Raw genomic sequence first — 22453 nt, forward strand, 5'->3', positions numbered from 1 at the left:
CGTGAAGATTCAAGAACGGTCCTATAGCACCAAGATGCTTCGCCCCAAGCCGCTGATTCATCGGGAAGATGACGGAAGTCTGATCGTCGTGGCGACGTCCTGGGGGCAGCCAGAGCACGCACAGCGTGCCTTGGAGGAAGTGGTGAAATATGTCAGTGCTGCCAAGGCTGACGTGGAAGTGACTTCGCCTTTTGAGTTTTTAACCTGCCTGACAGATGAAGTGAACTATGTGCGCACCGGTATTCTGATTGCCAATGATCTGCTGTATCGGGGTGAAAACCGCGCCGAATATTTTTCCGGTGTGGAACTGATGGCGATTTTTAGAAGAGGATCGCAGTTGGCTTGGGCCCATGTAGGGTGTCCGAGTTTATTCATTCAAAGAAAGAATCAACGATTGCAGCCGCTTTCTGTGGGGCTGGATCTGTCCAGCGAGTCGGCCTCCCTGCAACTGCCACCGCTTCCGGCCCAGCTTCTTGGTTTGGACCCGACCTGTTATATCCAGTGCGGGCACACCTCGGTGAAAGAAGGGGATCGTCTGGTCCTGCTGGCCAGCAGCCAAGTCGCGACGACCCTGTGGACTCGTGAAGGCAACTCTTTGGATCTGTCCTCAGTCACAACCGGTATGATTCAGGAAAGCCCTGAGTCGCCTTTCTGGTTGGGACTCATTGAAGTGGATGCGGATTAAAGATCTTCCAATGTCAGATTCTTATAAACCTGACTGCGCAGTTTGCTGAACTCCGGCAGGCTTAACGCCAGTTCCACCCTTGAAGGTGCGAACACATTATCCCGGGACGTATCCCAGATCAGGCCCGCGGCGATGTTGGTGCGCTGAATCTGCTGATCCAGCATGTAGTTTTTAAATGAACGTTCAAAACGTTTTTTCTGAGTGTCACGAGACAGTCCCCGCGCATCCGCACGAATCCAGTCAATCCATTCCAGGAATAAAGAATCCCCGCAGTTTTTCAGGTTGTCGGTGTTGATTGTCTTGGCGGAAATCAAATCAAAACACGGGTCTGAAACCTTGGCGCTTTTGATACCCAGATTCTTTTCCGCAATAAACTGCCAGGTGGGGACTTTATGTTTGGTGCCCAGTTGTTTCAAGGTTTCCCAGTCTTTTTGGTTCAGGGCGATCTGTGCGGTCCAGTTCAGCAGATCCAGACTGCCGGGTTGAACTTGCAGGAGCCGTTTCAGATCCTTCAGGAGCTGGGCTTCCTGATCCAGTCGCATCCAGCGCGAAAAAGGCAGGCTCAGTTTGGTGGTCCATTCGGACGCCAGTGGAGGGAAGGCCGGGAACTGATTTCTGTAAAGCAGTGACTGCAGTCGTTGCGTCGTTGGCAGAATACTTTCCTGCAACATGGGAAGAGGATTGGTTTCAAAGCGATCCACCAGGGTGTTGTACAAAAGAGGCTTTTCATCATTGATCAGCAGAACATGGTTGGAAATGGCAGCAGTTTTCAGTGGACCCGCCTTGCGCCACAGAGCCCAGCCTGATTCCAGCAGTAAAGGACGATCATCAGACCAGTTGGCGTTCGGACTTTTCAGAACCTCCGCCAGAGATTGCGCCGGGAAGGCCGGAGGGGCCTGATCCACGATGCTTTCCCCCAGAAGATGGAATAAGGTGCGACCCACATCGACCAAACTGACGTTCTGGTCAATCTTCCAATGAATGGCTTCGTCACGTTTTTGTTTCTGGGATGGTTTAATAAACAAGGCGACCTGCGTGTTTTCACCATGCAGGTTCATGGTGCTGAGCTCTTTGGGGCGATCGTTGCCTGTGTGACCGTTTAAGCCGACCAAGAAGATGGTGGTCTTGTCCCAGCGACCACTGTTTTTGAGGTCCTCAAAAAGTTCGTAGAGGCTTTCATCCAACTCATCCAGTTGGCTTTCAAAACTGAGGTTGCGTGTTTCCCCCAGATCCGTGACGGTTTCAGTTGTGGTGAAAAGCAGATCCGGAACGTAGATCACACTGAAAAAAGCCATACCGGCCGCGTCCTGATGGACCCATTGTCGAAAGGCATCGGCATTCTGCTTAAATGGACGGATCAGGCTGCGGAAGGTCGGAACGATATTGTCTTCAAAAAGCTCGAATCCCTGATTTAAACCTGTGCGACGGAAGACGGGGGCGCCACCGGAAAAAAAGCTGGTGCGATAGTCTTGGTCCAAAGCCACTTCGGAGGCCAGTTCAAATTCGGCCGCCAGACCCGGACCGCCATTGTGACGAACCTTGTGCTGATAGGGGTAAAGTCCAGTCAGCAGTGAAGTCAGGGCGGGCACGGACAGAGGGGATGGTGAAAAGGCGTGGGTGAAACGCACGGACTCTTTGCAAAGCAATTGAAAACCAGACCTCTCGGGGGCTTCTTGATTGCAATTGACGTCGCTGATGGTCAATTCATCGACGGCAATGACCAGAATGGATTTCCTGTCGTGTGTTTGGCAGGAGAGCTGGACCAAACTCAGAAGGAGCAGTGTGAGAGTTAAAATGATTTTCCGCATACCTTGACCGTATGTAATGGTTTTAGTGATAATGGATCAATTAGATTGCGCAGTCAAAGATTTGGAGGAAATCACCCATGCTCACGGAAAAAATATTTACAGTTGCCCACTTGGCGGATCAGGTCGTTTTGTGGATCTTGCTTGTTCTCAGCGTCCTGAGCATCGGCATGATTCTGGAGCGTTACTTTGCTCTGAAAAAAGTTTCCGCTGAGTCTCAACGTGTTCGCGCACGCATCAAGCTGGCGTTGCAAAGCAACAGCCTAGAAGATGTCGAAGATCTGGCAAAGGATCCAAACTCCATTGAAGGTCGTGCGGCTGGTTACGCTTTGAAACATATGAAGGATGCAGGAAGCAAAGGTCTGTCTGAGATTTTCAACACCTTTGCGTTGACCGAACGCCCAGAGCTTGAAAAATTCCTGGGCTTCCTGGCAACAGTGGGTTCCAATGCGCCTTATATCGGATTGTTTGGTACGGTTTTGGGTATCATGAAAGCCTTCAACGACTTGGCGACAGCTCCAGAAGCTGGCCAGCAGACGGTGATGGCGGGCATCTCTATGGCCCTTGTGGCAACGGCAGCGGGTCTGTTCGTGGCGATCCCGGCGGTGGCAGCGTACAACTATTACAGCAAACAGGTTCGTGGTGTGTTCCAGAATCTGGAAAGCGTGAAAGAGTTGTGCCTGGCTTACGCTAAGAAAAAAGGTGTTTAAAAATGGCATTTAATAACAGCGACAATAATGAAGCCATAGCGGACATTAACGTCGTTCCGCTCGTGGACATCATTCTTGTGGTTCTGATCATCTTCATGGTGACAGCACCCATGTTTATGAAGCCCACGATCAACGTGAATCTGCCCAAAGCAGCCAGCGGTGATCAGACAGCTCCGAGCAAGCTGAATATTGCTTTGACTGCTGACGGACGCATCAACCTGAATGGAAGTTTCGTGACGGAAGAGGACGTTCGCGCCAAAGCCACTGAAGAAGTGGGCAAGAACGCGGATGTTCAGGCCATCATCTCAGCGGACAAAGATGTGCCGCACGGAAAAGTGGTGGGACTTCTGGATATCGTCAAAGGGTCCGGGGTTAAAAAATTCGCCATCAGTATCGATAAAAAATAGAACTAAAAAAGGGCTCGTAAGTGATCTGTACCCCAAATTTCGGACAGGAAAATAAAAGACCCTGTCCCATTTTTGGGGTATTTTCGTATAAAAAGGAAGCAGATCATGGGCTCACTGTCCGAAAGAGATCGCCGAGATCTTGAGAAGAATCCGAATGTTCTAAAGGTAACGCAGTCCAATGTTGCCTATACCCCCGAATTTAAGGTTAGGGCCTTAAGGCTTCGGGAAGAGGGACAAACTCCTAGTCAAATTTTTAAAGATGCTGGTATTAACCTATCCTTATTTGGTGTGGATTATGCCAAGAAGTGCCTTCAGCGTTGGGAAAAGATGTCTACCCAAGAAGGTGGATTAAAGAAAGACCGCCGAGGTTCTAAGTCTACAGGTCGACCCAAGGGAAAAAAGCTTAAATCAGCAGAAGATGAAATCGCTTATCTTCGCGCGGAGAACGACTTCCTAAAAAAGCTCCGCGCCTTGGAGGCAAAATACGCAAACAAGAAAAGTTCGCGTTGATTAGCAAGGCGGTCAATCATCGGCCTGATCTATGTCTCAGCAGGCTGTGCGCTCAGGCTCAAGTCAGTACCAGTGGCTATTACTACTGGTTTGCCCAAAGAGCATCTCCCCAGGTCATCACAACAGACGCGGAATGGGTGCAAATCATTTTTGCGTATAGAAGGGGTAAAGCCGGCGCTAGGACAATAAAGATGCTTTTGCAACGCCACTTCTGGATCAACATGAACCTGAAGAAAATTAGACGGTTAATGAAGAAGTACGGCCTTCAGGCGACTATCCGACGTAAGAATAAGTACAAGCAAGGCTGGGCATCAGGTGAGGAACACCGGGTAAGTCCGAACATCCTAAGCAGGCAATTTAATGTTGAAAAGAAAGACACAGTTTATTCAACAGACATTACCTACTTAGACTATGGCAAAGGAAACAGGGCTTATCTGTCAGCCGTAAAAGACTTGGCAGTGAAAGATATCGTCCACTATACGGTTTCTCCTGGAGCTGGACTACACGTTGCGATTCGAGGCCTGGAAGACCTATTCAGCCGAAAGCCAGAGAGTTTGATCATGCATTCGGACCAAGGGTGTCACTATACATCCAAGACGTATCGAGATCTTTTGTCTAAGTGGGGTGTCACCCAGTCCATGTCCAGAAAAGGCAACTGCCTGGACAATGCGCCTATAGAAAGTTTTTTTGGTCATTTAAAAGATGAAGTGGATCTTCAAAGTTGCCATACGTTTGAGGAATTGGTAGCAGAGATAGACCGTTATATTAACTACTACAATAACGAACGTCCCCAATGGGGCTTAAAAGGAAAAACCCCGGCAGAATGCCGAGGTTTCACTTAGAGGGCCCTTTTATTTAACTGTCCACTTTTTGGGGTACAGATCATAAGAGCCCTTTTTTAGTTGTCCTGTCGCACCCATTTGCAGGTGTTAGAGATGAGTTTCAGTTTGTTGTTGCGACACTCAAACAGCACTTCCCCGGTGTATTTCCACATATAATTGTCAGCATAGCGGTCCCCATAATCATAGTCGTAGTTGGGGTTCACCGTGGGCGTATGAATGCGCGGAATGGCTGTTCGGCAGTTCATCCAGGTTTTATCCATATATTTTAATGCCGGGACGTCATAACTGCTCAACTTACTAAAGCTTGGATAAGGGAACAGGGCATTGTAGCGATCGTAACTTTGATGCAGCAGGAACTTCCCGCGGGGGCCATCAAAATATTCAGTGAAGTAGTTATAGGCCTGATCATAAGTCGCATTGGTATAGGTGAAGTAGCGGCCGGCAGTGCAACCCACCGCAGGCTCCAGAATAGTGACGCGCGCCAAATTACTTTGGACTGATTGATTGCGACTGTCTTTGATCACCACATAATAAGTGCCTTCGTTGTGCCACGAATCGGCCGAACCTGAATAAAAGCTGTAGTGGCCCATGCCGCTGGTGATGGCCTTGCTGTTGTGATACCACTGAATTGTATAAGGAGAAGTTCCTCCGCTGAAGGTCACTTCAAGCTGGAAGGAGCCTTTTTCCACCACACTCACGCTGGTGGGTTGCTTGACGATCTTCAGAGGACCATCCCCGCCACCATTGGAACCGCCGGAAGAGTCACCGCCGCCGACACTCACGCCTCCGCCGGAGGAGCCACCACCAGATCCACCACCGATCGTCACCGCCCCGCCGGAAGGGCTGCCAGAGCCGGAAGTTCCACCTGTATTGGAACCGCCCCCCATATTGATGCCACCGCTGCTGCCGGGTCGGGAGCCCCAAATAGATGAATTGCTTGTGGATGAGCCTTTGGAGCCAGTCGAGGAGGAGCCCTCGCTGTTTTGGTTTTCACAGTCCGCACCACCGCACAGAGAGTTCTGGGGCGCACAGTTCTGGAAACTCACAATGGTGAGTGACGCGACAACAATCGCAGAAAGAACTCGAAAGTTTCGAATTTTTCGCAGAATACGTCTGTTCATGGTCACCTTTCCCCTCAGTGCCTGGACTTTAATACGGAAGAATCGTGGAAAAACTAAAGCGAAAGTCCGGTTTTTTTGGTCATTTTTCTCAAAATGACACAGCTAAAGTCCTGCGTTGAACTTCCGATCAAGGAAGTATGTTGAAACGTCAGCCTTCGGACACACAATTTCTCATTGTGACATTTGTTTTGGTGCTCTTTTTGGGAGTGCCAACCTTCATGAATTTGACCGAAGAAGATGTTTTGATCCCAGAGGCAGTGGCGGCCGGACAGGGCGCCGTGCTGGCACAGGGAAGAACTCCGGCCAGTGTGCCAACGGGGCTGACAAACAAAGTGTCCTTAGCTCTCTCCCACCTTGCTCAGCTTGATCTGCGTTGCGCGAAGAAGGCGGCGAGTCCGTTGCGCGTTGAGGGCAGCTATGTCCAGTTCGAGGGTAAAAACTGTCTTCGGGATAAGACCCTTGAGATCGTCAATAAAAGCAACGGCTATACGGCCTCTGTGTTCCTCAAAGGCACTGACAAATACCAAACCGACCTGATCCAATTGCAGAAGGGCGACAACGAAATTACGATTCGTTATCACGATGGCCCTGGAAAAGCCGTTGAAGAGGTTGTTCTGGTTCATTCGAGTCAAATTTAACCCTGAAAATACAGATACTTAATGCGACCGGCTAGAGTAAGATCAATTAAATTGATCTTGCCTCGCTCTGCCTTTAAGTTAGCCCCCGTCCCACGATCACCGTGTGGATAGTGAGTGGACTTATTGATGCTAATTGAAGGATTAACCCAACCTGTGGACTTAAAAAAACGCTCGGACATTCATTATGCTCGCAAAATTTGGCATATGTCCGGAGTCTTCGCGATGTTCCTGGCATACGTTTATCTGCCGCCCGCCGTGTCCATGACTATCCTTTTGATCTCGTGGTCTTTGTTTGTTCCATTTGATTTCCTTCGTTTGAAGTATCCGGCCTTGAATGATTGGGCGATGCACGCTTTCAAACCCATCATGCGCCAAAGTGAAGTGAAGAAATTGGCTGGCACCACCTTCCTTCTAAGCGGTGTTTTGATCGTGGATGTCTTGTTCCCAAGGCCCATCGTCGCTTTAACTTTGTTATTCTTGGCTTTTGCCGATCCTATCGCGAGCTATTTTGGAATCTTGTATGGCAAAGATAAAATCTTTGGTCACAAGTCCATTCAGGGTTTCATGGCGGCCTTCTTTGTCTGCGCCGCAGTGACTTTCATTTATTTAATCTACCACAACTATCTGATGGATCGTCTGATCGTCGTGAGTTTGTTCGCAGGTTTGGTGGGCGCTTTTGCCGAGCTGATTCCTGTGGCAAAGCTCGATGACAATTTGACTCTGCCTTTGATGAGTGCTGTGGGGTTGACCATCCTATTTTATTTCTTTGGATTTTTCGCCACCGTAGGATAATGTCTGTCCTTATTAAAGGCGGATATTATGGCTACTGAAACCCACATCGATAAAATTGACTCTGAAGACGCTAAAGCTCAGCGCTTGGCGATGTACATTTATATCCTTCCAAACCTGATGACGACAGGGAATCTGTTCTCAGGTTTCTTTGCGGTGATTCAATCCATCAAAGGGAACTATCTGTTTGCTGCTTACGCGATCGTGGTGGCAGCCGTCTTTGACCAGTTGGATGGCCGTTTGGCTCGTTTGACTCGTTCCACAAGTAAGTTCGGTGCGGAATATGATTCTTTGTGTGATCTGGTCAGCTTCGGTATGGCGCCGGGTGTTTTGTTGTTCCTATGGGCTTTGCAACCGTTCGGCCGTTTGGGTTGGGTGGCGTGCTTCCTGTTTGTGGCGTGCGGCGCTCTTCGTTTGGCGCGTTTCAACGTTCAGGCCAACGTGGTTGAAAAGAATTACTTCCAGGGTCTGCCAATTCCTATGGCGGCAGGTATCGTGGCCTCTTCCGTTTTGGCGTTCCAGGATCTGGAATTGGAACCACTGGGGAACTATGGTCTGTTGGTGATGACGATTTTGCTGGCGCTGGTGATGGTCAGCAACTTCCGATTCCGCAGCTTCAAAGATTTGGATCTGAAAGAGCGTTTGCCTTTCCGTTATCTGATTCTGGGTTTGGGTGTTCTTGTCGTTGTCGCACTTCGTCCTGAAGTGATGCTGTTTGTTCTCTTCATGGCTTATGCTGCTTTGGGTGCTGTTTTTGGTGTCTTCAAGCTCGGAAAGAATATCCGTAAGATCAAGCCAAGTGTGTACGCTCCAGCCTCTGTGCATGAGAGCGACCTAGTCCTCGAAGAAGAGGAAGAACAGGCAGTGAAAGATGAAAAGAAAACTTAAAGTCGGTGTTGTTGGTGCGACCGGTATGGTCGGCCAGACCTTCATGAACATTTTGGCAGAGCGTGACTTCCCGATTGAGGAGCTGCGCCCGTTTGCCTCTGAAAATTCACTGGGTAAAAAAATTGAACTGCAGGGGCAGCAATGGCCGGTGCAGGTTCTTAAAGACGGCTGTTTTGACGGTTTGGACTTGGTGTTCTTTTCTTCCGGGGATGAAATCTCTGCAGAGTGGGCGCCGAAAGCTGTTGCTGCCGGAGCCTTTGCCGTGGATAACTCGGCGGCGTTCCGCATGGATCCGAACACAGTATTGATTGTTCCTGAAGTGAACGGTCATTTGGTGAACAAGGACTCGAAACCACAAATTATTGCCAATCCAAACTGCTCCACCATTCAATTGGTGGTGGCTTTAAAACCTTTGCAGGAAAAGTTCGGTTTGGAAGAGGTGCGTGTCAGCACTTATCAAGCAGTCAGCGGGGCTGGTCAGGGTGGCTATGATGAATTGATGGAGCAAACCTCCAATCATCAAAAAAGCCATGAACCGAAAACATTCCCTCATACTATTTTGTTCAACTGCATCCCTCAAATCGGGTCTTTCAACGACCAGGGCTATTGCAGTGAAGAAGTGAAGATCATGAAAGAGACCCGCAAAATTCTGGGTCAGAATGATCTGAAGGTTTCGGCTTTCACAGTTCGTATTCCTGCTTTGAATGCTCACAGTGAATCTGTGTGGGTGACGTTGAAAAAGTCCGTGAGTCACGATGAAGTGACCGCAGCCTTGCAAGGTCAGGCAGGCATCGTGGTGCAGGATGAGCCCAAGAAAAGCGTTTACCCGCTGGCTCGTGATGTTTCAGGCAAGGACCCGGTTTACGTAGGGCGTATTCACCGCGACGTTGATAATCCCAATATGTGGTTGATGTGGGTGGTGTCTGACAACATTCGCAAAGGGGCCGCTCTGAATGGAATTCAGATCGCCGAAAAGATCTTCTTTCAATAAGTAAAAACCGTGGAAAAGGCCGTTTCAAAAACGGCCTTTCTAATTCATTCTGTGCGACCAAGGTCTGGGCAGGGTCCATTTTTTGACTTCCGGACCTTAGCATGGTTCGATTAAAGGATGAGACTCTTTCCATGGACGGGAATTCACAATTATAAGTCTTGGGCCCTATCCACGTTGGTGGGCGGTCTGCTTTTTTCAACTTCCAGTTTTGCAACTATCACCCTGGTGTCGGCCGAAGGGGCCTCGGCGACTGATTTTTCAGTGGCCGCAACGCCGAAGATTTTTGCGGGCTTTGCCGGCAGTTGTACCTCTACGGATGTCACCAAAACGTGTGACAGCTGCACAGGGGAAGACGTCAGCGGCAGCAAGTTGTGGCCTTGCAATAAACGCAATGCCTATCCCACCATGCGATTGACCATTCGGATCCGGTCCAGCAGCACCTCTGTGGCTGTGACAGATGCTGTTTTTAAGATCAACGACACAACTTTTACTCCGAACATCTCACCGACGTTGTCAGATGGCGTTCTGACGGCACAAGTAGAATGGTATGAACTGTGCCGGGCAATGGCGACTGATAATGACAGTTGCACCAAAAGCTTTTCCGGAGAGTTTGCTCTGGGCTTTAAGACCACAACGGATTCCACCACCACGAATGACCTTCTGACTTTTAAAGTATATGGACGCGCGATCGCCGCCGGGCAGGACTTGGTTTATCAGGACTGTCCGACCGATGATTCGCAGGTGACGCCGGGTTCGGGTTACTGTCACTTTTCAGTCTATCGTGGTGATGCGAAGATTTATGCCGATCAACTGGGTCGTGCCGATGGATATCCAGCGACGACAGCGGCGGGAATTGAGTACACCGGCCCGGTGTTCTTCTTCCGCGAACAGTTGCAGGGCGAAGACGACAACACCACCATCGCAAACATCACCAATGCGTCAGACTACATGCAGTTGATTTCTCCAGAGCAGGACAACCGCATTGATGGTCTTAAAAATGAAGTTCGCTACTGCATGGTGATGGCGAACCAGGATCAGACAGGAATTATTTCCTTCTTCACGCCACTGCCGGGAACCTCCGGGGGAGTGAATGCGACGGACTTGTGTGCGACACCTTCCCAGGTGGTCGGACTTCTGGATGACAAGCACTGTTTTATTGCCACGGCAGCTTTTGGCAGCGACATGGCTCCGGAAGTTCAAAGCTTCCGGGACTTCCGTAATAAGTATTTACTGAGCAATTCCGCAGGCACGAAGTTTGTGAAGTTCTATTACAAGCACAGTCCTTTCTATGCAGAATGGATTTCTCAAAATGAGTATGCCAAGACCGCGGCACGTGCGGTTTTGTGGCCGTTGTTGTTCTTTGCACGTTTAAGTGTGACCTTCGGATTGTGGACGACCTTACTGATTTTGACTTTGGCCGGGGCGTCTGCTTATGCGGTTTGTCGCCGCTGGTTTCAGGTGCGTAAAGCAAGAGGTGTAGTGTGAAATCATGGCATAAGCACTTCGTTGTTGTTTTGGCTGTGTTAGCTTTCCATTCGGCCCCAGCGCAGGAAGAGTCTGCGCCGCAGGAGCCTCCTTTTGTTCAGGAGGAAAGTGAATTTGAAGTTCCAGCGCCAGAGGACGACCTGTTCACAAACGAGGCGGAAGCTGTTGAAAGTGAAATTCAAAGCGCTTCACCAGAGAGCAAAAAAGAAACAGTAAATCTGAACGAACAAAGTCCCGGTGAATCAAAGGTTGAAGAAGATCTGTTGTTTGAAGAGCCAGCTGCGCCCGTCGTGGAAGAAAAACCACCGGTGCCTGAAGAACCCGCTTACGAAGTGGCTCCGGCGCGCAAGACACCGCAGGTGGAAGTGGTTCGCCGCTCAAAGAGTGGTGGGGTGGAATACATTCAGCATCCTCAGGCAGCCAAGGGTTTGATGACCATCACAAAAGACGGCGCCTATATTTATCGCGTGAAGCCGCCGTCGGCGTCGAAAGAATCCGGGACCTTCCGGGTGGGAATGATTGATCCTCCCAAAATCAAGTCCGCAGATGAGGTGACAGATTTTAGCTCCATGTATGGTGGCTCCTCTCAGCCGGTCTTTATGTTTGATTACGAATGGAAACCGTTTAACGGCTTTGGAAGCTTGGGCTTGCAGGTCGGTCTGGGCATCATGTACGCCACAGGTCAGGGGCGTTTCATTGTGGCAGATCCTCAGTTCCCGGATCAGCAAGCCAAAGAGGAATACACGTTTCTGGCAATTCCTTTGAATTTGGGTGTTATCTATCGTTTGGAGTGGGGTCACCGTCAGTGGGTGGCACCGTACATTTCAGGGGGGGGAACTTATATCGGCGTGGCTGAGATCCGCGATGACGGCAAGTCTCCATCCCTGGTGGGAACACCGGGTGTGTATGGTGCCGGGGGTTTGCTGTTTAATGTTTCGGCCATGAGCCGAGACACAGCCTTCACCCTGAGCTCAGAATACGGAATTAAAAATCTTTGGATTTCTTTGGAGTATCGTCAGTTGCAGACGTTCACGGAGGACGTGGACTTTTCTTCAGGGATCATTGCCGCCGGTGTGACGGTGGACTACTAAAAAAGGGGCCAACTGATCTGTACCCCAAAAAGTGGACGGATAAATAAAAGGGCCTCTTAAGTGAAACCTCGGCATTCTGCCGGGGTTTTTCCTTTTAAGCCCCATTGGGGACGTTCGTTATTGTAATAGTTAATATAAAGGTCTACCTCTGCTACCAACTCTTCAAAGTATCGCAACTTTGAATATCCTCCTCACGATCTTTGGATAAGATCCCGCTGCTAAGTGATCCAAGAACCTGGTCACATCAACTCCGCGGATAGAGTGTTCTACTAGAATCCCTGGGGAAATCTTCAAGTGCTCGTCGATGATGGTCAGTGTTTTGAGTTTTCGACCGCTTTCTAAGTAGTCGAACATAAAATCAATGGCCCAGACTTGATTCGGCCCATCGGCTCTGGTTGGTGGTATTCGCGGGTGGGATCCAATTTTCTTACGTTTTCTCCTCTGAAGTTGCAGTTCACACTCCGTGTACACGCGGTGTAATCGATTGTGATTCACATCCGGCATCTCATTTCTCAGAAGAACAAAAAGTCTTGGATGACCAAAGCGATTGTTTTCCCTGGCAAGCTCTATGAGTTTGTCGCGAACAGGACCATCCTTATTCGGTACTGGCTTGTAAGCTAGTGTTGAGATATTAAGGCCCAATAGTCGACAGGATCGGGCCTTTGTGGTCTTATACTTCTCGACCAGATAAAGGGCCTCTGTCCGTCGGTCTTTGGGCCTTACCACTTTTTTGAGTTCACATCTTTGAGAATTACGATGTCCAGGTCATGATCAGCCACAAGGCGCTTCAGTTTTGCATTTTCAGCCTCTAGTTCCTTAAGGCGTTTGGCGTCCACGACATCCATGCCCTTGAATTTCTTCTTCCAGTGATAAAGCGTTTGTTGGGTAACGCCCATTTCACGGAAAAGGTCTTTCGGGCGGATGCCGCCTTCAAGTTTTTTGACCGCTTTAATAATTTGGGGGTCGGTGAATCTTTTTTTATTTGGTGTTCCTTCTCCGGCTCTCTGGCCGATGTTTTGGCACGCCGTGACTCAATGGATCGAACTCAGAAACAAAGTTTATAAAAAAGACGGTGACTCCCTCGAGTCACCAGAGGAAGTTGCATAGAAATTACAACCGCCACTCAATCAATTTCAACTAAACGAGGTGCAAGCCCGTTTTTTTAGGAGAGTTGATAGTCAGTAGCGCAGGCCTTGCAAATTGCGATTGAAAGATTTCAGCTCGTAACAGATACTTTACCGTAGTCTTCATAGATATCTTCGGGGGGCAATTGAAATTGATCTTGAGAACTTTATGGCTGGCTATACTTTTTAGCCTTCTACTAACCAATGCCCTATTCGCCAGTGATGATACCCAGAAACTAAAACAATGCCTTGACAAGGTTAATATTGACTCGTGCTTCGATTTCTTTGACTCGAGCGAGGATCAAAACAAATCCCCTTTGTATTCACAGAACGTAAGAAAAATTAAAGAGCTTGCTAAAAAAGAATGCAAGACAGGAAAAGAGACTGCATGTAGTCTCTTGGGTGTAATTCTTTATCGTGATGAAAAAGATATTTCAGCCATCCCCACGATGGAAAAATACTGCTTCTCATATAATTCAAGGGTGTCAAGTCGCTGTATAGATCTCTTTGAGTTTTATCTAGGACAAGGTGACATTTCATCCACGCCTAATACAAAAAAAGCAACCGAAATAGCTCGTAGATGTATCGATACTGGCGACTACGATAGCTGCGTATTCTTTGCGGTCAAATTTGTTGAGTATCCTACTGACGACCCCAATATAACCTTTTCAGTAATCTCGGAGTTAATAAAAGCATCACTTAAATCGCAAAAGCTCACCTCTTCCGTGAGGGACTACCTTCAATTTATTGACTCCTGCCATATTTCCTTCGCAGTGGAGTGGGAAGACAGAAGTGCATCAACCACTTCTCACGTCTCAACATGGGTTCGTTATAAAAATTTGTCGAAACACCCTCTGCAATTCAGAGGTGAACTTAAGGCACGACTTGCCACTGACCAAACGAAAGTATTTACTAATGATCTTGTGGGTACAACTCTCAAATTCGAAAGATATCTCCAACCAAATGAACTTATAAGAGAAAATGTTGATTTCCGGGTTGATGATAACAAAGCAAAACAATGGGTTTCTGATTTAAGATTAGTTAGCTTTAATCCTGTCAGATTGACATTTACATCGTCGGGACATAAAAATATCGTTGATAACACTTCAGCGGTAAAACGAATATGTAGATTTGATATTACTTATGAAGAGGGTCACTCTGGAGTTGCCCCTATAAAAACGGACAGGTCAGACCGCTCGGTTAATTTCTCTTCTGTACTGCCTGGGTGACTTCATTCGCAATGCTTTATGTGGTGCGTTTTCATTGTAGTCCTCAAACCAAGCATCTAATTGCTCAATAACCCGGGCTGCTGACGAAAGATCCCCAAGCCACACGTAATCCCTTTTGAAGGTTTTCACGAAGGCTTCCGCCATGCCATTGCTTTCTGGGCTGTAGCTCGGAGTTGTTCTGATATCCAGACCCAGTGAATGTCCGAAGCGAACGGTTTCATGCGCAGTATAGCCGGGCCCATTGTCGGTTAGCCATTGTACGACATGAGGCACTCTTTTGACTTTACCAAAGCGCTGCTCAACCGTTTCCATCATGAGATCGCGAACCAAACCTCCATCAATTCCTCTTGTGCTTGCGACATATGTAATCGACTCTCGGTCATGGCAATCGAGAGAGAAGGCCACTTGAACCTGTTCCCCATTCCAGCATTGAATTCCGAAGGCATCGCTGCACCATCTGACATCTGATTTGATCGTTGAAACCTTGCCATCATGGCTTCGAATAGGTCGGCCAGTGTGGCGTTGCAACAGGAGACCGTTCTGCTTCATGATTCTGTAGACACGCTTGTAGTTGATCTTCTCGTCGACCTTCTTCCGTAGTAAAGCCGTTACTCTGCGATATCCGTAAGTAGCCCTTTGATCGACAATTTCCCGTATTAATGGCAATAGGCGACTATCATCGTCTTTTACGATTTTCTTTTTCATTTTCAAAACCTGATTGTTTTTGATTTTCTCTGCTAAGTGGCTCCGAGAGACTTCGAGGGCACGACAAACTGTCGTTATTCGAAATCTTCGACTCCGGGCAACGGTTTGCGCGAGATAAGTTTTTTTTCGCGACCGATCCGAACAGCTTCTTTAAGGACTTCAACTTCTTCAGTTTTCTGTCCAAGAAGGCGCTCAAGGCGTTTGATCCGCTCTTGAGCCTTATTTAGCTCAGACTCTGGAATCACACGTTCTTCTTTGTCGATTGCCGTAAGAGCTCCGTTTTCCATCTGCCTCTTCCAATTGAATAGTTGCGCAGGAGATATACCATACTTCCTGGCCACATACGAGACCGTATGCCCAGGTTCGTAAGTCTCTTCAACCATTAGCTTTTTCTCTGCTGGCGCCCACCTTCTGCGGCGCTGGACCGAGGTGATAACCTCAACTTTACGCCCTCTGGGCAACTCATAAGAACTATCATTATTCATAGTCATACTCCTATCATTAGGAGCGGACCGTCATGTCCGGTTTAAATGGGGAGCACTACACACTCAAAAAATACAACATCAGTATCTAAATCAAATTTACCGCAAAGTTTGAAAGAGGTATTTGATACGCTTCCTGCTAAAATCGGACAAAAGATTAATCCTCAAAATCCTTGCCCAATAGGTTTTACTCTAAAAAGTAAAGATGAAAGTAGGTTGCCATTTGCTACTTTTTACACATGCCAAGCAATCAAGGAAGACAGTTTTTTAAAAAGATTGCAGATGAATACCGTCGGCGATTTAATTGGATATATCAACCTCGATCTAAACGAGAAAAACACGGTAGTCGGTGCAGACTTCAATACGTTAAATTCATTTGTGAGTTCATACGCGCAAACATATAAAGTAGATAAAGACTTTAATAAAAATGCGTTTTTGGATTTTGAAATCACTCCCGCCATTCGGGCAGTATCTCTAGCCACAAATTATGATGGCAAGCAGGCCTCAATCGCATCAATTGCTTTTGAATCTGTAGCCCTAGAATACAGATTTGACCCCAAAGAAGCTAACTTTTGCTCCGAATCTGACTATAAGAAGTTTCACGGTTGCAGTGTCATGTCTAGCATACCAATTTGGCTCACAGAGTATATTCGTATCGGTAAGGCAATGGGAAAGACCAGTAACTCTTGGGACTATCACGGTCTTGCAGAGAGGGCCGTTAAGTTCGTAAAAAAAGCTGAGCCTGCTATGAAGCAGAAAGTGGATTCTTTACCCCCTGCCCAAAAATCCGAGGTTCAGGCTTTTATCAATAATTGGATAAGCTTAGCCTCTAGCACCCAAAATTGGGTTCTTTATCAAAAGAATCTCTTTAAAGTGAAAGAATAGAGGTTTATAAAATGGGACTAGATAAATCAGCAATAGATGTAACTTTGATAAGTAAGCGTTCAACTAACGACAAATACACTGGCCAAAATGCTTATGATATCGCCAAAGAGCTATTGAAAAACTGGAACATCACCGAGAACGATTTGGCTTCTAATCTTGACATTCCCCCTGGGCATCACAACTCTGGCGTAGGAGATATTAAAAGACTTGTCCGTTCAATTCTTCAGCTTGGCTGGGACTATACCGACAATAATCCACGCCCAGATAAATAATAAAAGCATCAAGTGCTTCGTTGCCAACGGCTGCAAAGAACCTGCTTGCTTTTTTCGCGGCCCAAGTTCTCCAACTGCATTTTTCCAATGTGGCCAAGACGACTGCGCTTAGACGCTTATGAACGCTTGAGGCAAGTCACTTTATTCGAAGAGCAGTTCCTTTGGATGATGGAACCAAAACATGGACCGTGGGCTTTAAAGGAAAAAACGAAATTTGCGTTGCGGAGCGCCTACAGTTCTTTAATCGCAAAACCATCAAACATGCCAAAGACAGACTTATTCCCGACGGTTTGATGACAGAGCCCTTGCGCGGCGAATCCACCAACATAGCCATCGAAGTCGAACTAACAATTAAAAGTAGCGCCCGATACAAGCGTATCTTTAACGAGTACAGGGACGGCGGTTCTCCCAAGAATCTGTGTGTCAGAGTCTTTGAGTTAGGTGGCGTTAGCTTGCTAACATACTTCTTCTTTCTTTTGCAAATTCTATCGGAGACTTCATTCCCAGTGCTGATTGTGGATTGAAGTTATTATATTTCCAGTGCCACTCATCGATCTTCTCTTTCAGTGGAAAGTACTTGGCAGTAAAGGATGTCGTTCATCACAAAGTATCTCGGAGTTTAAATCTAGAGATCTCGACAAGCGGGCTAGAGGAATTGGTCAGTCGAAAACCCAAGCATTTGATCATGCATTCTGACTAGGGATGCCACTACGCATCAAAAATATATCGAGATCTTTTGGCAAAATGGGATGTAACTCAATCAATGTCTCGTAAAGGAAACTACTTGGGTAATGCTCCTGCTGAAAGTTTTTTTGGTCATTTAAAAGATGAGGCGGATATTCAAAGTTGCGATACTTTTGAAGAGTTGGTAGCAGAGATAGACCTTTATATTAACTATTACAATAACGAACGTCCCCAATGGGGCTTAAAAGGAAAAACCCCGGCAGAATGCCGAGGTTTCACTTAAGAGGTCCTTTTATTTATCCGTCCACTTTTTGGGGTACAGATCAGTTGGCCCCTTTTTTTGTTTCATTACTTGTTCACACAAGTTGCTGTGTAGATGGTTCTTGCGTGGCGGTGAGTAACTGCCTGATAGCAAGTTTGACCGTAGGTGCTGCAGTTGGCGCGAATATAAACCTGGTTGTTAGAGTCGTAACCCATAACATTGTTTTGGTCACACCAGCTGATGAAATCTACATAAAAATCATCTGGACGGGACTGGTTAACCTGGGAAGTTTGAGCCATTGCGGAACCGGAAGCCAACAACAATACAGCGATCAAAGCTTTCATTTTATTCTCCTGAGTTAATAATGAAAATGAACGCCCAGAGAAGTACGCCTATCCGCGCGGGATTGCAATGCCCTGTGAAAATTGGACAGGGTGGATTGCGAGGCGGAAAGTGTCAGAACGCGACGGAGTGTCTGCCGATTCACGGCTTTTTGCCGACAGCGGCTTCAGGCCGTGACATTCCGACCGTTTGATCTTGAAAGAGTGGGACTTGAGCCGTCCCTGGCGGGTGCCGTCTCAAGATGAGACTGGTACAGTCGTTGCTTTTTGGAAGCACAAGGAGTGCTTCCATGAAACTCTTATATGCTTGTAAAACCGCGGCGCTGGCGTTGGTCTTAAGTCTTTCTGCTTCCCTGGCCTGGGGAGTGGATGATGAAGCCAACCTTCTGATCTTCGAACAAAAGAGTGCGGGTTCAGAACAGATTCGTTCCGAGGCCCAGGAGGTCGTGGTTCAGCTGGATCCTTCTGAAGTGGCGGAAACCGAAAAGTTTCATCGAGAGGACTTTATCAAGCGGGCGCGCCTGGCGATGAAGGCCGATATTCCCAAGGATGTTGTTTATGAATTTGAGGGTCCTCGTACTGAAGCGGAGCTGGAAAAGCTGCTGCAGTTGCCGGATGCCGAGATCGAAGTTTTTCTGGCGAAGAAGAAAGCGTTCCTTGGGAAGTTTGCCAGGGTTCTGAGATTCTTTAAGGTTTCCCCGGCGAAAGTGAACAAAGCTTTGAATGAATTAAACGCCCGTTTTTATGAAAGCTCCCACGTGGTGTCCAAGAGTAACGTCAAAGGTGGCACGGTGATGTTCTCGATTTCTGCGGGCTTGGCCTTGCCTCAAAAAGTGATGGAAGCCATGCGAGCTCGCAGTATCGGAAACTTTGTCCCGGCGTCCGGCGGGTTTTATTACATGCTGGGTTTGGGGGCAGGATTTTCTCGGCAGGTGGGTGCGGACGGCAAAGCTCGTTTTGTTTTCGAACTCTTCCTGGATGTGGAAAAACTGAAGAAAACTCTGACAGGAATTGCCGAGGTGTCGGCGGCGGGTACTTACGGACTGGTCTTCGAAAAACGTGAAGGTTCCATAAGAAGTCAAAAGAGCACGACCATGTATGGAGGTGCGACTGGGGTTTTCCGTCAGGGCTCTCAGCAGTTTGGCTGGGCGGCTTCCACCGGAATGTCTTTGCCTCCGGGGATCGGGATTCTGCTGGTTTATCAGGATGAAGCCACTCGCTATTATTTGTTCCGAACGGAAGGGCTTCGAGCTTCCTTCCCGGCGTTGGCGGGTTTCAAAGACAACATCGTATCAGCTCTGCGCAGTTTTGCCTTCAATCGCGGAAAAATCATCCGCTGCGACGGTGCTCTTTTGTAAGTGGGTACCTTTTACCCTCAGGGTTGCCGTGGGCAGGGGAACCTGATAGGTTCCGGCCATGACGACAAAAGTGCGCTTTACCGTTGCTTACGACGGAACAGGATTCTGCGGATGGCAGAAGCAAAAGCCGGAAGATCAGATTTCGGTGGCTCAGGTTATTGAAGAAGCCCTTTCCAAGGTCTTTAATGAAAAAATCACTCTATTTGCCTCGGGAAGAACGGATGCCGGAGTTCATGCTCTGAACCAGGTCTGCCACTTTTCTACGCATCGCAAGATCGACCCGGCCAAGAAATGGGATCTGTGCTGGGCTTTGAACTCGCACTTGCCTCCGTCCATCGTGGCCAAGAAGGCCTGGATTGCTCCAGAGGACTTTCATGCCACTTTGTCAGCCACCCATAAGACATATCGTTATCTTATAATGAATAAACCCCGCCCCAGTGCCCATCTGAACCGTTATGCCGATTGGGTGCGCCTGCCGATCGATATCGAACATTTGCAGGAAAGTTCTAAATATCTCTTGGGAAATCAAGACTTTAAGAGCTTTCAGTCCGTCGGAACACCGGTTCAGGACACCATTCGAGAGATCTATAAGGCCGACTGGGAATGGCGTAAACCCGGTGTCTTGCAGTTCACGATTACTGGCAGTGGGTTTTTGAAGCAGATGGTCCGCAATATTGTGGGGACCTCATTGCTTTTGGAGCGAAAAGGCTTAGCCCCCTCTAAAATGCAGGAGATCATTGCGGCTCAGGACCGCATGAAAGCAGGGCCTCCGGCGCCCGCTCAAGGCCTGTATTTGATGAAGGTTTATTATCCTCAGGACCTTGACAATAGGTGCCTAGAACTTTAAAACATCCCTTCCCGCAAAATAGTGTAAGAGCCCGTTGTAAACTCAAACATATTTTTGCCGAGCAGCAGACGGTAAAACTGACTGTTCAAAATGAAACTGGAGATTCTAATGAAGACTTTCAATGCTAAGGCAGATGAAGTTGAAAGAAAATGGTGGATTGTCGATGCCGCTGGCCAAAAAGTTGGTCGTGTAGCAACTCACGTAGCGACTATCCTTCGTGGTAAAAACAAAGCTATCTACACTCCGAACGTTGATACTGGCGATTTCGTGATCGTTATCAACACGGACAAGATGGAGCTTTCTGGAACTAAGTGGCAGGATAAGAAGTACTACTCTCACACTCGCTTCTTCGGTTCTATGAAAGAGATGACTGCAGCTCAGGCGAAAGAGAAAGATTCTACTTTCATCATGCACGAAGCTGTACGCGGTATGCTTCCAACAAACAAGCTATCCCGTCACGTTATCGCGAAAATGAAGACATACACTGGTGCTGAGCATCCTCATGCAGCTCAAAAGCCGGCTCTTTACACACTCCCTTCTAAGAAATAATCGGAGATAGACAATGGCAGCAGCAGATAAATTCTACTATGCAACTGGAAGAAGAAAAACAAGCTCCGCGCGCGTTTTCTTGAAGCCTGGTAAAGGTACAATCACAATCAATGGTAAAAAATCTGACGACTATTTGACTCGTATGCAGTCTCAAATGGTTATCGTTCAGCCTTTGGACCTGTTGAACCAACTTGGCAAGTTCGACGCTAAAATCACTGTTTCCGGTGGTGGTGAGTCTGGACAAGCTGGTGCTATCCGTTTGGGTATCACTCGTGCGTTGATCGCTTTCAATCCTGAATTCAAAGGGATCTTGAAGAAAGCTGGCTTCGTTACACGTGATCCTCGTATGGTTGAGCGTAAAAAATACGGTAAAGCTGGTGCACGCCGTAGATTCCAATACTCCAAGCGTTAATTCGCACGGACTCAAGATCTTCGGATTTTGGGAATGGAAGAAAAAAGGGAGCTTTCGAGCTCCCTTTTTTTTTGTCTTTTTTTGATCGTCCTACATTTATTCCGTCATAAAATTTGTCTGAAATCGAATTCTGGGGACGTAACAGGATGATAAAAAAAAAGGCGCCTGTAGCAGGCGCCTTTTGAAGTCCGGTAAATTACTTTGTGCAAGACAAAGGATAGATGTTGCCGTTCGCAGCCAAGAAGCCACCGAACACGCCATCATTTTCAAGACTCAATCCCAAGAAACCAGTGTTTGTGATCACACCGTCTACTTGAGACGACTTGTCAGTCAAAGCCAACAGGTTCAAGAAACCATTTTGGATTTGTTGTGCCACGGTGCCTTTATCCATTTGAGAGAAGAAGACAGCCGTTTTTGCACGCTCAACCAAGTTCACAACCACGAAGTCAACGGACTGATCATCAGCCAATTCAACTGTCAAAGTGACAGCGTTGCTTTCGGAAGGAACAACACATTTCATGATTGTTGTATCTGCCATAGCAGAAGAACCCATAAGAACCAAAGCAGCCATAATAAGCTTTTTCATTATCAACCTCCTATAAGGTGAACGGGGGGAGGCTATTTCAGTGGACGAAGCCTTGCAATCCAAATGCATCGCACTATTGGAGGAGGACTTTTAGAATGACCCACACTTGGACGCACATCTTTACTAGCACTTGGTCTGAGTTCCCTCTGATTTAAGGGACAGACTCGCGTTTCTTGATTACCCTATGTGTTAAGGAAAATTTGCCGAAGGAACGTTACGTGAAATCCATGCTTTCATCTTTGATCGTCATTCTTGTTTGCTCCTTATCTATTGCTCAGGACAAAGCTCCTGAAGCCCCTTCCACCCCGGCACCAGCCGCTGCTGAGACCAAACCTGCCACCGATTCAGAGAAGAAGGCAGAGCCTTCACAAGCTGCATCGGAATACTCCAAGCCTCTGTTTTTCTCAGTCATGGATCAGGAACTGAAAATAAAAAATCCCGTCGTGGAGTATGATCTGAAGACCTCCAAAGGAAAGCAGATGGACATCGGTGGAGTCACTTTCAGCAGTGATTCCTTGGTGGCGAAAATGGAAAACTCAAGCCTGATTGTGACATGGAATTACGATCTGGTTGCAGGCGGAGATCTTTCAATTATCAACCAGCAGGGAAAAGAGCTGTGGAAACAGACGGTGTAGGGCACGGGCTCTTGGAAGTCAGCTGAACTGAGCGGTGCCAAAGCTCCGCCGTGGAAAGACGGTGAAAGATTCCGTTTCTGTCTGCGTTCAGAGGTCGGCAAAGGCTATGCGAGCATCTGC

At 47.7% G+C, this 22453-nt stretch carries 29 protein-coding genes; 21 read left to right on the plus strand and 8 right to left on the minus strand.

Annotated features, from left to right (window positions below; translation table 11 throughout):
- The first annotated feature begins 1 nt into the window (after position 1).
- Positions 2-685 (plus strand): hypothetical protein, encoded by a 684-nt coding sequence (locus tag ACZ5ZV_RS02915; protein ID WP_464119941.1) that lies wholly within the window; start codon positions 2-4, stop codon positions 683-685.
- On the opposite strand, the gene ACZ5ZV_RS02920 is transcribed toward ACZ5ZV_RS02915, so the two are convergent.
- Positions 682-2493: a sulfatase-like hydrolase/transferase gene (locus ACZ5ZV_RS02920; RefSeq protein WP_464119942.1), complete on the minus strand. Its 1812-nt coding sequence runs from the start codon at positions 2491-2493 to the stop codon at positions 682-684. The genes ACZ5ZV_RS02915 and ACZ5ZV_RS02920 overlap by 4 nt on opposite strands.
- A gap of 77 nt (positions 2494-2570) precedes the next feature.
- Here ACZ5ZV_RS02920 and ACZ5ZV_RS02925 point away from each other — a divergent pair, with 77 nt between their 5' ends.
- From ACZ5ZV_RS02925 to ACZ5ZV_RS02940, 4 genes are all read left to right on the plus strand, one after another.
- Positions 2571-3200: a MotA/TolQ/ExbB proton channel family protein gene (locus ACZ5ZV_RS02925; protein ID WP_464119943.1), complete on the plus strand. Its 630-nt coding sequence runs from the start codon at positions 2571-2573 to the stop codon at positions 3198-3200.
- A 2-nt stretch (positions 3201-3202) separates the two neighbouring features.
- Complete coding sequence (locus ACZ5ZV_RS02930; protein ID WP_088566372.1) at positions 3203-3607, plus strand: ExbD/TolR family protein; 405 nt, start codon at positions 3203-3205, stop codon at positions 3605-3607.
- Between the two features lie 105 nt (positions 3608-3712).
- On the plus strand, positions 3713-4117 hold the full coding sequence (locus tag ACZ5ZV_RS02935; RefSeq protein ID WP_464117089.1) for a transposase: 405 nt from the start codon (positions 3713-3715) through the stop codon (positions 4115-4117).
- Positions 4114-4959: an IS3 family transposase gene (locus ACZ5ZV_RS02940; RefSeq protein WP_464117088.1), complete on the plus strand. Its 846-nt coding sequence runs from the start codon at positions 4114-4116 to the stop codon at positions 4957-4959. The genes ACZ5ZV_RS02935 and ACZ5ZV_RS02940 overlap by 4 nt, the downstream gene beginning before the upstream one ends.
- A 56-nt stretch (positions 4960-5015) precedes the next feature.
- On the opposite strand, the gene ACZ5ZV_RS02945 is transcribed toward ACZ5ZV_RS02940, so the two are convergent.
- Complete coding sequence (locus tag ACZ5ZV_RS02945) at positions 5016-6080, minus strand: immunoglobulin domain-containing protein (protein WP_464119944.1); 1065 nt, start codon at positions 6078-6080, stop codon at positions 5016-5018.
- Between the two features lie 137 nt (positions 6081-6217).
- On the opposite strand from ACZ5ZV_RS02945, the gene ACZ5ZV_RS02950 reads away from it, so the two are divergent.
- From ACZ5ZV_RS02950 to ACZ5ZV_RS02975, 6 genes are all read left to right on the plus strand, one after another.
- A complete protein-coding gene (locus ACZ5ZV_RS02950; protein ID WP_464119945.1) occupies positions 6218-6718 on the plus strand; it encodes a hypothetical protein in 501 nt (166 codons plus the stop codon).
- A gap of 153 nt (positions 6719-6871) precedes the next feature.
- The gene (locus tag ACZ5ZV_RS02955) at positions 6872-7510 is read left to right on the plus strand and encodes a diacylglycerol/polyprenol kinase family protein (protein WP_464119946.1); all 639 of its coding nucleotides are present in this window, start codon (positions 6872-6874) and stop codon (positions 7508-7510) included.
- 27 nt (positions 7511-7537) lie between these two features.
- Positions 7538-8395, plus strand: coding sequence for a CDP-diacylglycerol--serine O-phosphatidyltransferase (gene pssA, locus ACZ5ZV_RS02960; RefSeq protein ID WP_464119947.1), 858 nt, complete (start codon positions 7538-7540; stop codon positions 8393-8395).
- Entirely contained in the window at positions 8379-9386 is a 1008-nt protein-coding gene (locus ACZ5ZV_RS02965; RefSeq protein ID WP_464119948.1) for an aspartate-semialdehyde dehydrogenase, read from the plus strand. Before pssA ends, ACZ5ZV_RS02965 begins: the two co-directional genes overlap by 17 nt.
- 117 nt (positions 9387-9503) lie before the next feature.
- On the plus strand, positions 9504-10871 hold the full coding sequence (locus ACZ5ZV_RS02970; RefSeq protein WP_464119949.1) for a CFI-box-CTERM domain-containing protein: 1368 nt from the start codon (positions 9504-9506) through the stop codon (positions 10869-10871).
- Entirely contained in the window at positions 10868-11962 is a 1095-nt protein-coding gene (locus ACZ5ZV_RS02975; protein WP_464119950.1) for a hypothetical protein, read from the plus strand. Before ACZ5ZV_RS02970 ends, ACZ5ZV_RS02975 begins: the two co-directional genes overlap by 4 nt.
- Before the next feature lie 56 nt (positions 11963-12018).
- Here ACZ5ZV_RS02975 and ACZ5ZV_RS02980 read toward each other — a convergent pair whose 3' ends face one another.
- From ACZ5ZV_RS02980 to ACZ5ZV_RS02990, 3 genes are read right to left on the minus strand one after another with little or no spacing between them, the layout of a single operon-like run.
- The gene (locus tag ACZ5ZV_RS02980) at positions 12019-12138 is read right to left on the minus strand and encodes an IS3 family transposase (RefSeq protein WP_464119951.1); all 120 of its coding nucleotides are present in this window, start codon (positions 12136-12138) and stop codon (positions 12019-12021) included.
- Positions 12125-12688, minus strand: coding sequence for a transposase family protein (locus tag ACZ5ZV_RS02985; RefSeq protein ID WP_464119952.1), 564 nt, complete (start codon positions 12686-12688; stop codon positions 12125-12127). The genes ACZ5ZV_RS02980 and ACZ5ZV_RS02985 overlap by 14 nt, the downstream gene beginning before the upstream one ends.
- Positions 12682-12975, minus strand: a complete 294-nt coding sequence (locus ACZ5ZV_RS02990; RefSeq protein WP_464121380.1) for a transposase — start codon at positions 12973-12975, stop codon at positions 12682-12684. Before ACZ5ZV_RS02990 ends, ACZ5ZV_RS02985 begins: the two co-directional genes overlap by 7 nt.
- Positions 12976-13232: 257 nt before the next feature.
- On the opposite strand from ACZ5ZV_RS02990, the gene ACZ5ZV_RS02995 reads away from it, so the two are divergent.
- Entirely contained in the window at positions 13233-14315 is a 1083-nt protein-coding gene (locus ACZ5ZV_RS02995) for a hypothetical protein (RefSeq protein WP_464119953.1), read from the plus strand.
- Here ACZ5ZV_RS02995 and ACZ5ZV_RS03000 read toward each other — a convergent pair.
- Positions 14274-15505, minus strand: a protein-coding gene (locus ACZ5ZV_RS03000; RefSeq protein WP_464118138.1) for an IS3 family transposase whose coding sequence is annotated in 2 segments (ribosomal slippage) — positions 14274-15148 and positions 15148-15505 — 1233 coding nt in all. Because the reading frame shifts where the segments join, the coding sequence is not laid out codon by codon here. The two genes, ACZ5ZV_RS02995 and ACZ5ZV_RS03000, sit on opposite strands and share 42 nt — an antisense overlap.
- A gap of 45 nt (positions 15506-15550) precedes the next feature.
- On the opposite strand from ACZ5ZV_RS03000, the gene ACZ5ZV_RS03005 reads away from it, so the two are divergent.
- The 4 genes from ACZ5ZV_RS03005 (at position 15551) to ACZ5ZV_RS03020 (ending at position 17626) form a co-directional block, all read left to right on the plus strand.
- Positions 15551-16387, plus strand: coding sequence for a hypothetical protein (locus tag ACZ5ZV_RS03005; RefSeq protein ID WP_464119954.1), 837 nt, complete (start codon positions 15551-15553; stop codon positions 16385-16387).
- Positions 16388-16398: 11 nt separating this feature from the next.
- Entirely contained in the window at positions 16399-16659 is a 261-nt protein-coding gene (locus tag ACZ5ZV_RS03010) for a hypothetical protein (protein WP_464119955.1), read from the plus strand.
- Between the two features lie 161 nt (positions 16660-16820).
- Positions 16821-17183, plus strand: a complete 363-nt coding sequence (locus ACZ5ZV_RS03015) for a hypothetical protein (protein ID WP_464119956.1) — start codon at positions 16821-16823, stop codon at positions 17181-17183.
- Between the two features lie 212 nt (positions 17184-17395).
- Positions 17396-17626, plus strand: a complete 231-nt coding sequence (locus tag ACZ5ZV_RS03020; protein ID WP_464119957.1) for an IS3 family transposase — start codon at positions 17396-17398, stop codon at positions 17624-17626.
- Between the two features lie 65 nt (positions 17627-17691).
- Here the strand turns inward: ACZ5ZV_RS03020 and ACZ5ZV_RS03025 are convergent, their stop codons facing one another.
- Complete coding sequence (locus ACZ5ZV_RS03025) at positions 17692-17949, minus strand: hypothetical protein (protein ID WP_464119958.1); 258 nt, start codon at positions 17947-17949, stop codon at positions 17692-17694.
- Between the two features lie 287 nt (positions 17950-18236).
- On the opposite strand from ACZ5ZV_RS03025, the gene ACZ5ZV_RS03030 reads away from it, so the two are divergent.
- The 4 genes from ACZ5ZV_RS03030 to rpsI all read left to right on the plus strand — a co-directional run bounded on the left by ACZ5ZV_RS03030 (position 18237) and on the right by rpsI (position 21112).
- Positions 18237-19304 (plus strand): hypothetical protein, encoded by a 1068-nt coding sequence (locus tag ACZ5ZV_RS03030; RefSeq protein ID WP_464119959.1) that lies wholly within the window; start codon positions 18237-18239, stop codon positions 19302-19304.
- 58 nt (positions 19305-19362) lie between these two features.
- Complete coding sequence (gene truA / locus ACZ5ZV_RS03035) at positions 19363-20151, plus strand: tRNA pseudouridine(38-40) synthase TruA (RefSeq protein ID WP_464119960.1); 789 nt, start codon at positions 19363-19365, stop codon at positions 20149-20151.
- A 108-nt stretch (positions 20152-20259) separates the two neighbouring features.
- Positions 20260-20700 (plus strand): 50S ribosomal protein L13, encoded by a 441-nt coding sequence (gene rplM, locus ACZ5ZV_RS03040; protein WP_464119961.1) that lies wholly within the window; start codon positions 20260-20262, stop codon positions 20698-20700.
- Positions 20701-20713: 13 nt separating this feature from the next.
- Positions 20714-21112, plus strand: coding sequence for a 30S ribosomal protein S9 (gene rpsI, locus ACZ5ZV_RS03045; protein WP_262553763.1), 399 nt, complete (start codon positions 20714-20716; stop codon positions 21110-21112).
- Positions 21113-21308: 196 nt separating this feature from the next.
- On the opposite strand, the gene ACZ5ZV_RS03050 is transcribed toward rpsI, so the two are convergent.
- Positions 21309-21698, minus strand: coding sequence for a hypothetical protein (locus ACZ5ZV_RS03050; protein ID WP_464119962.1), 390 nt, complete (start codon positions 21696-21698; stop codon positions 21309-21311).
- A 218-nt stretch (positions 21699-21916) separates the two neighbouring features.
- On the opposite strand from ACZ5ZV_RS03050, the gene ACZ5ZV_RS03055 reads away from it, so the two are divergent.
- Positions 21917-22333 (plus strand): hypothetical protein, encoded by a 417-nt coding sequence (locus ACZ5ZV_RS03055; protein ID WP_464119963.1) that lies wholly within the window; start codon positions 21917-21919, stop codon positions 22331-22333.
- Positions 22334-22453: the final 120 nt, after the last annotated feature.

It is taken from the genome of Bdellovibrio sp. HAGR004 (assembly GCF_055397015.1).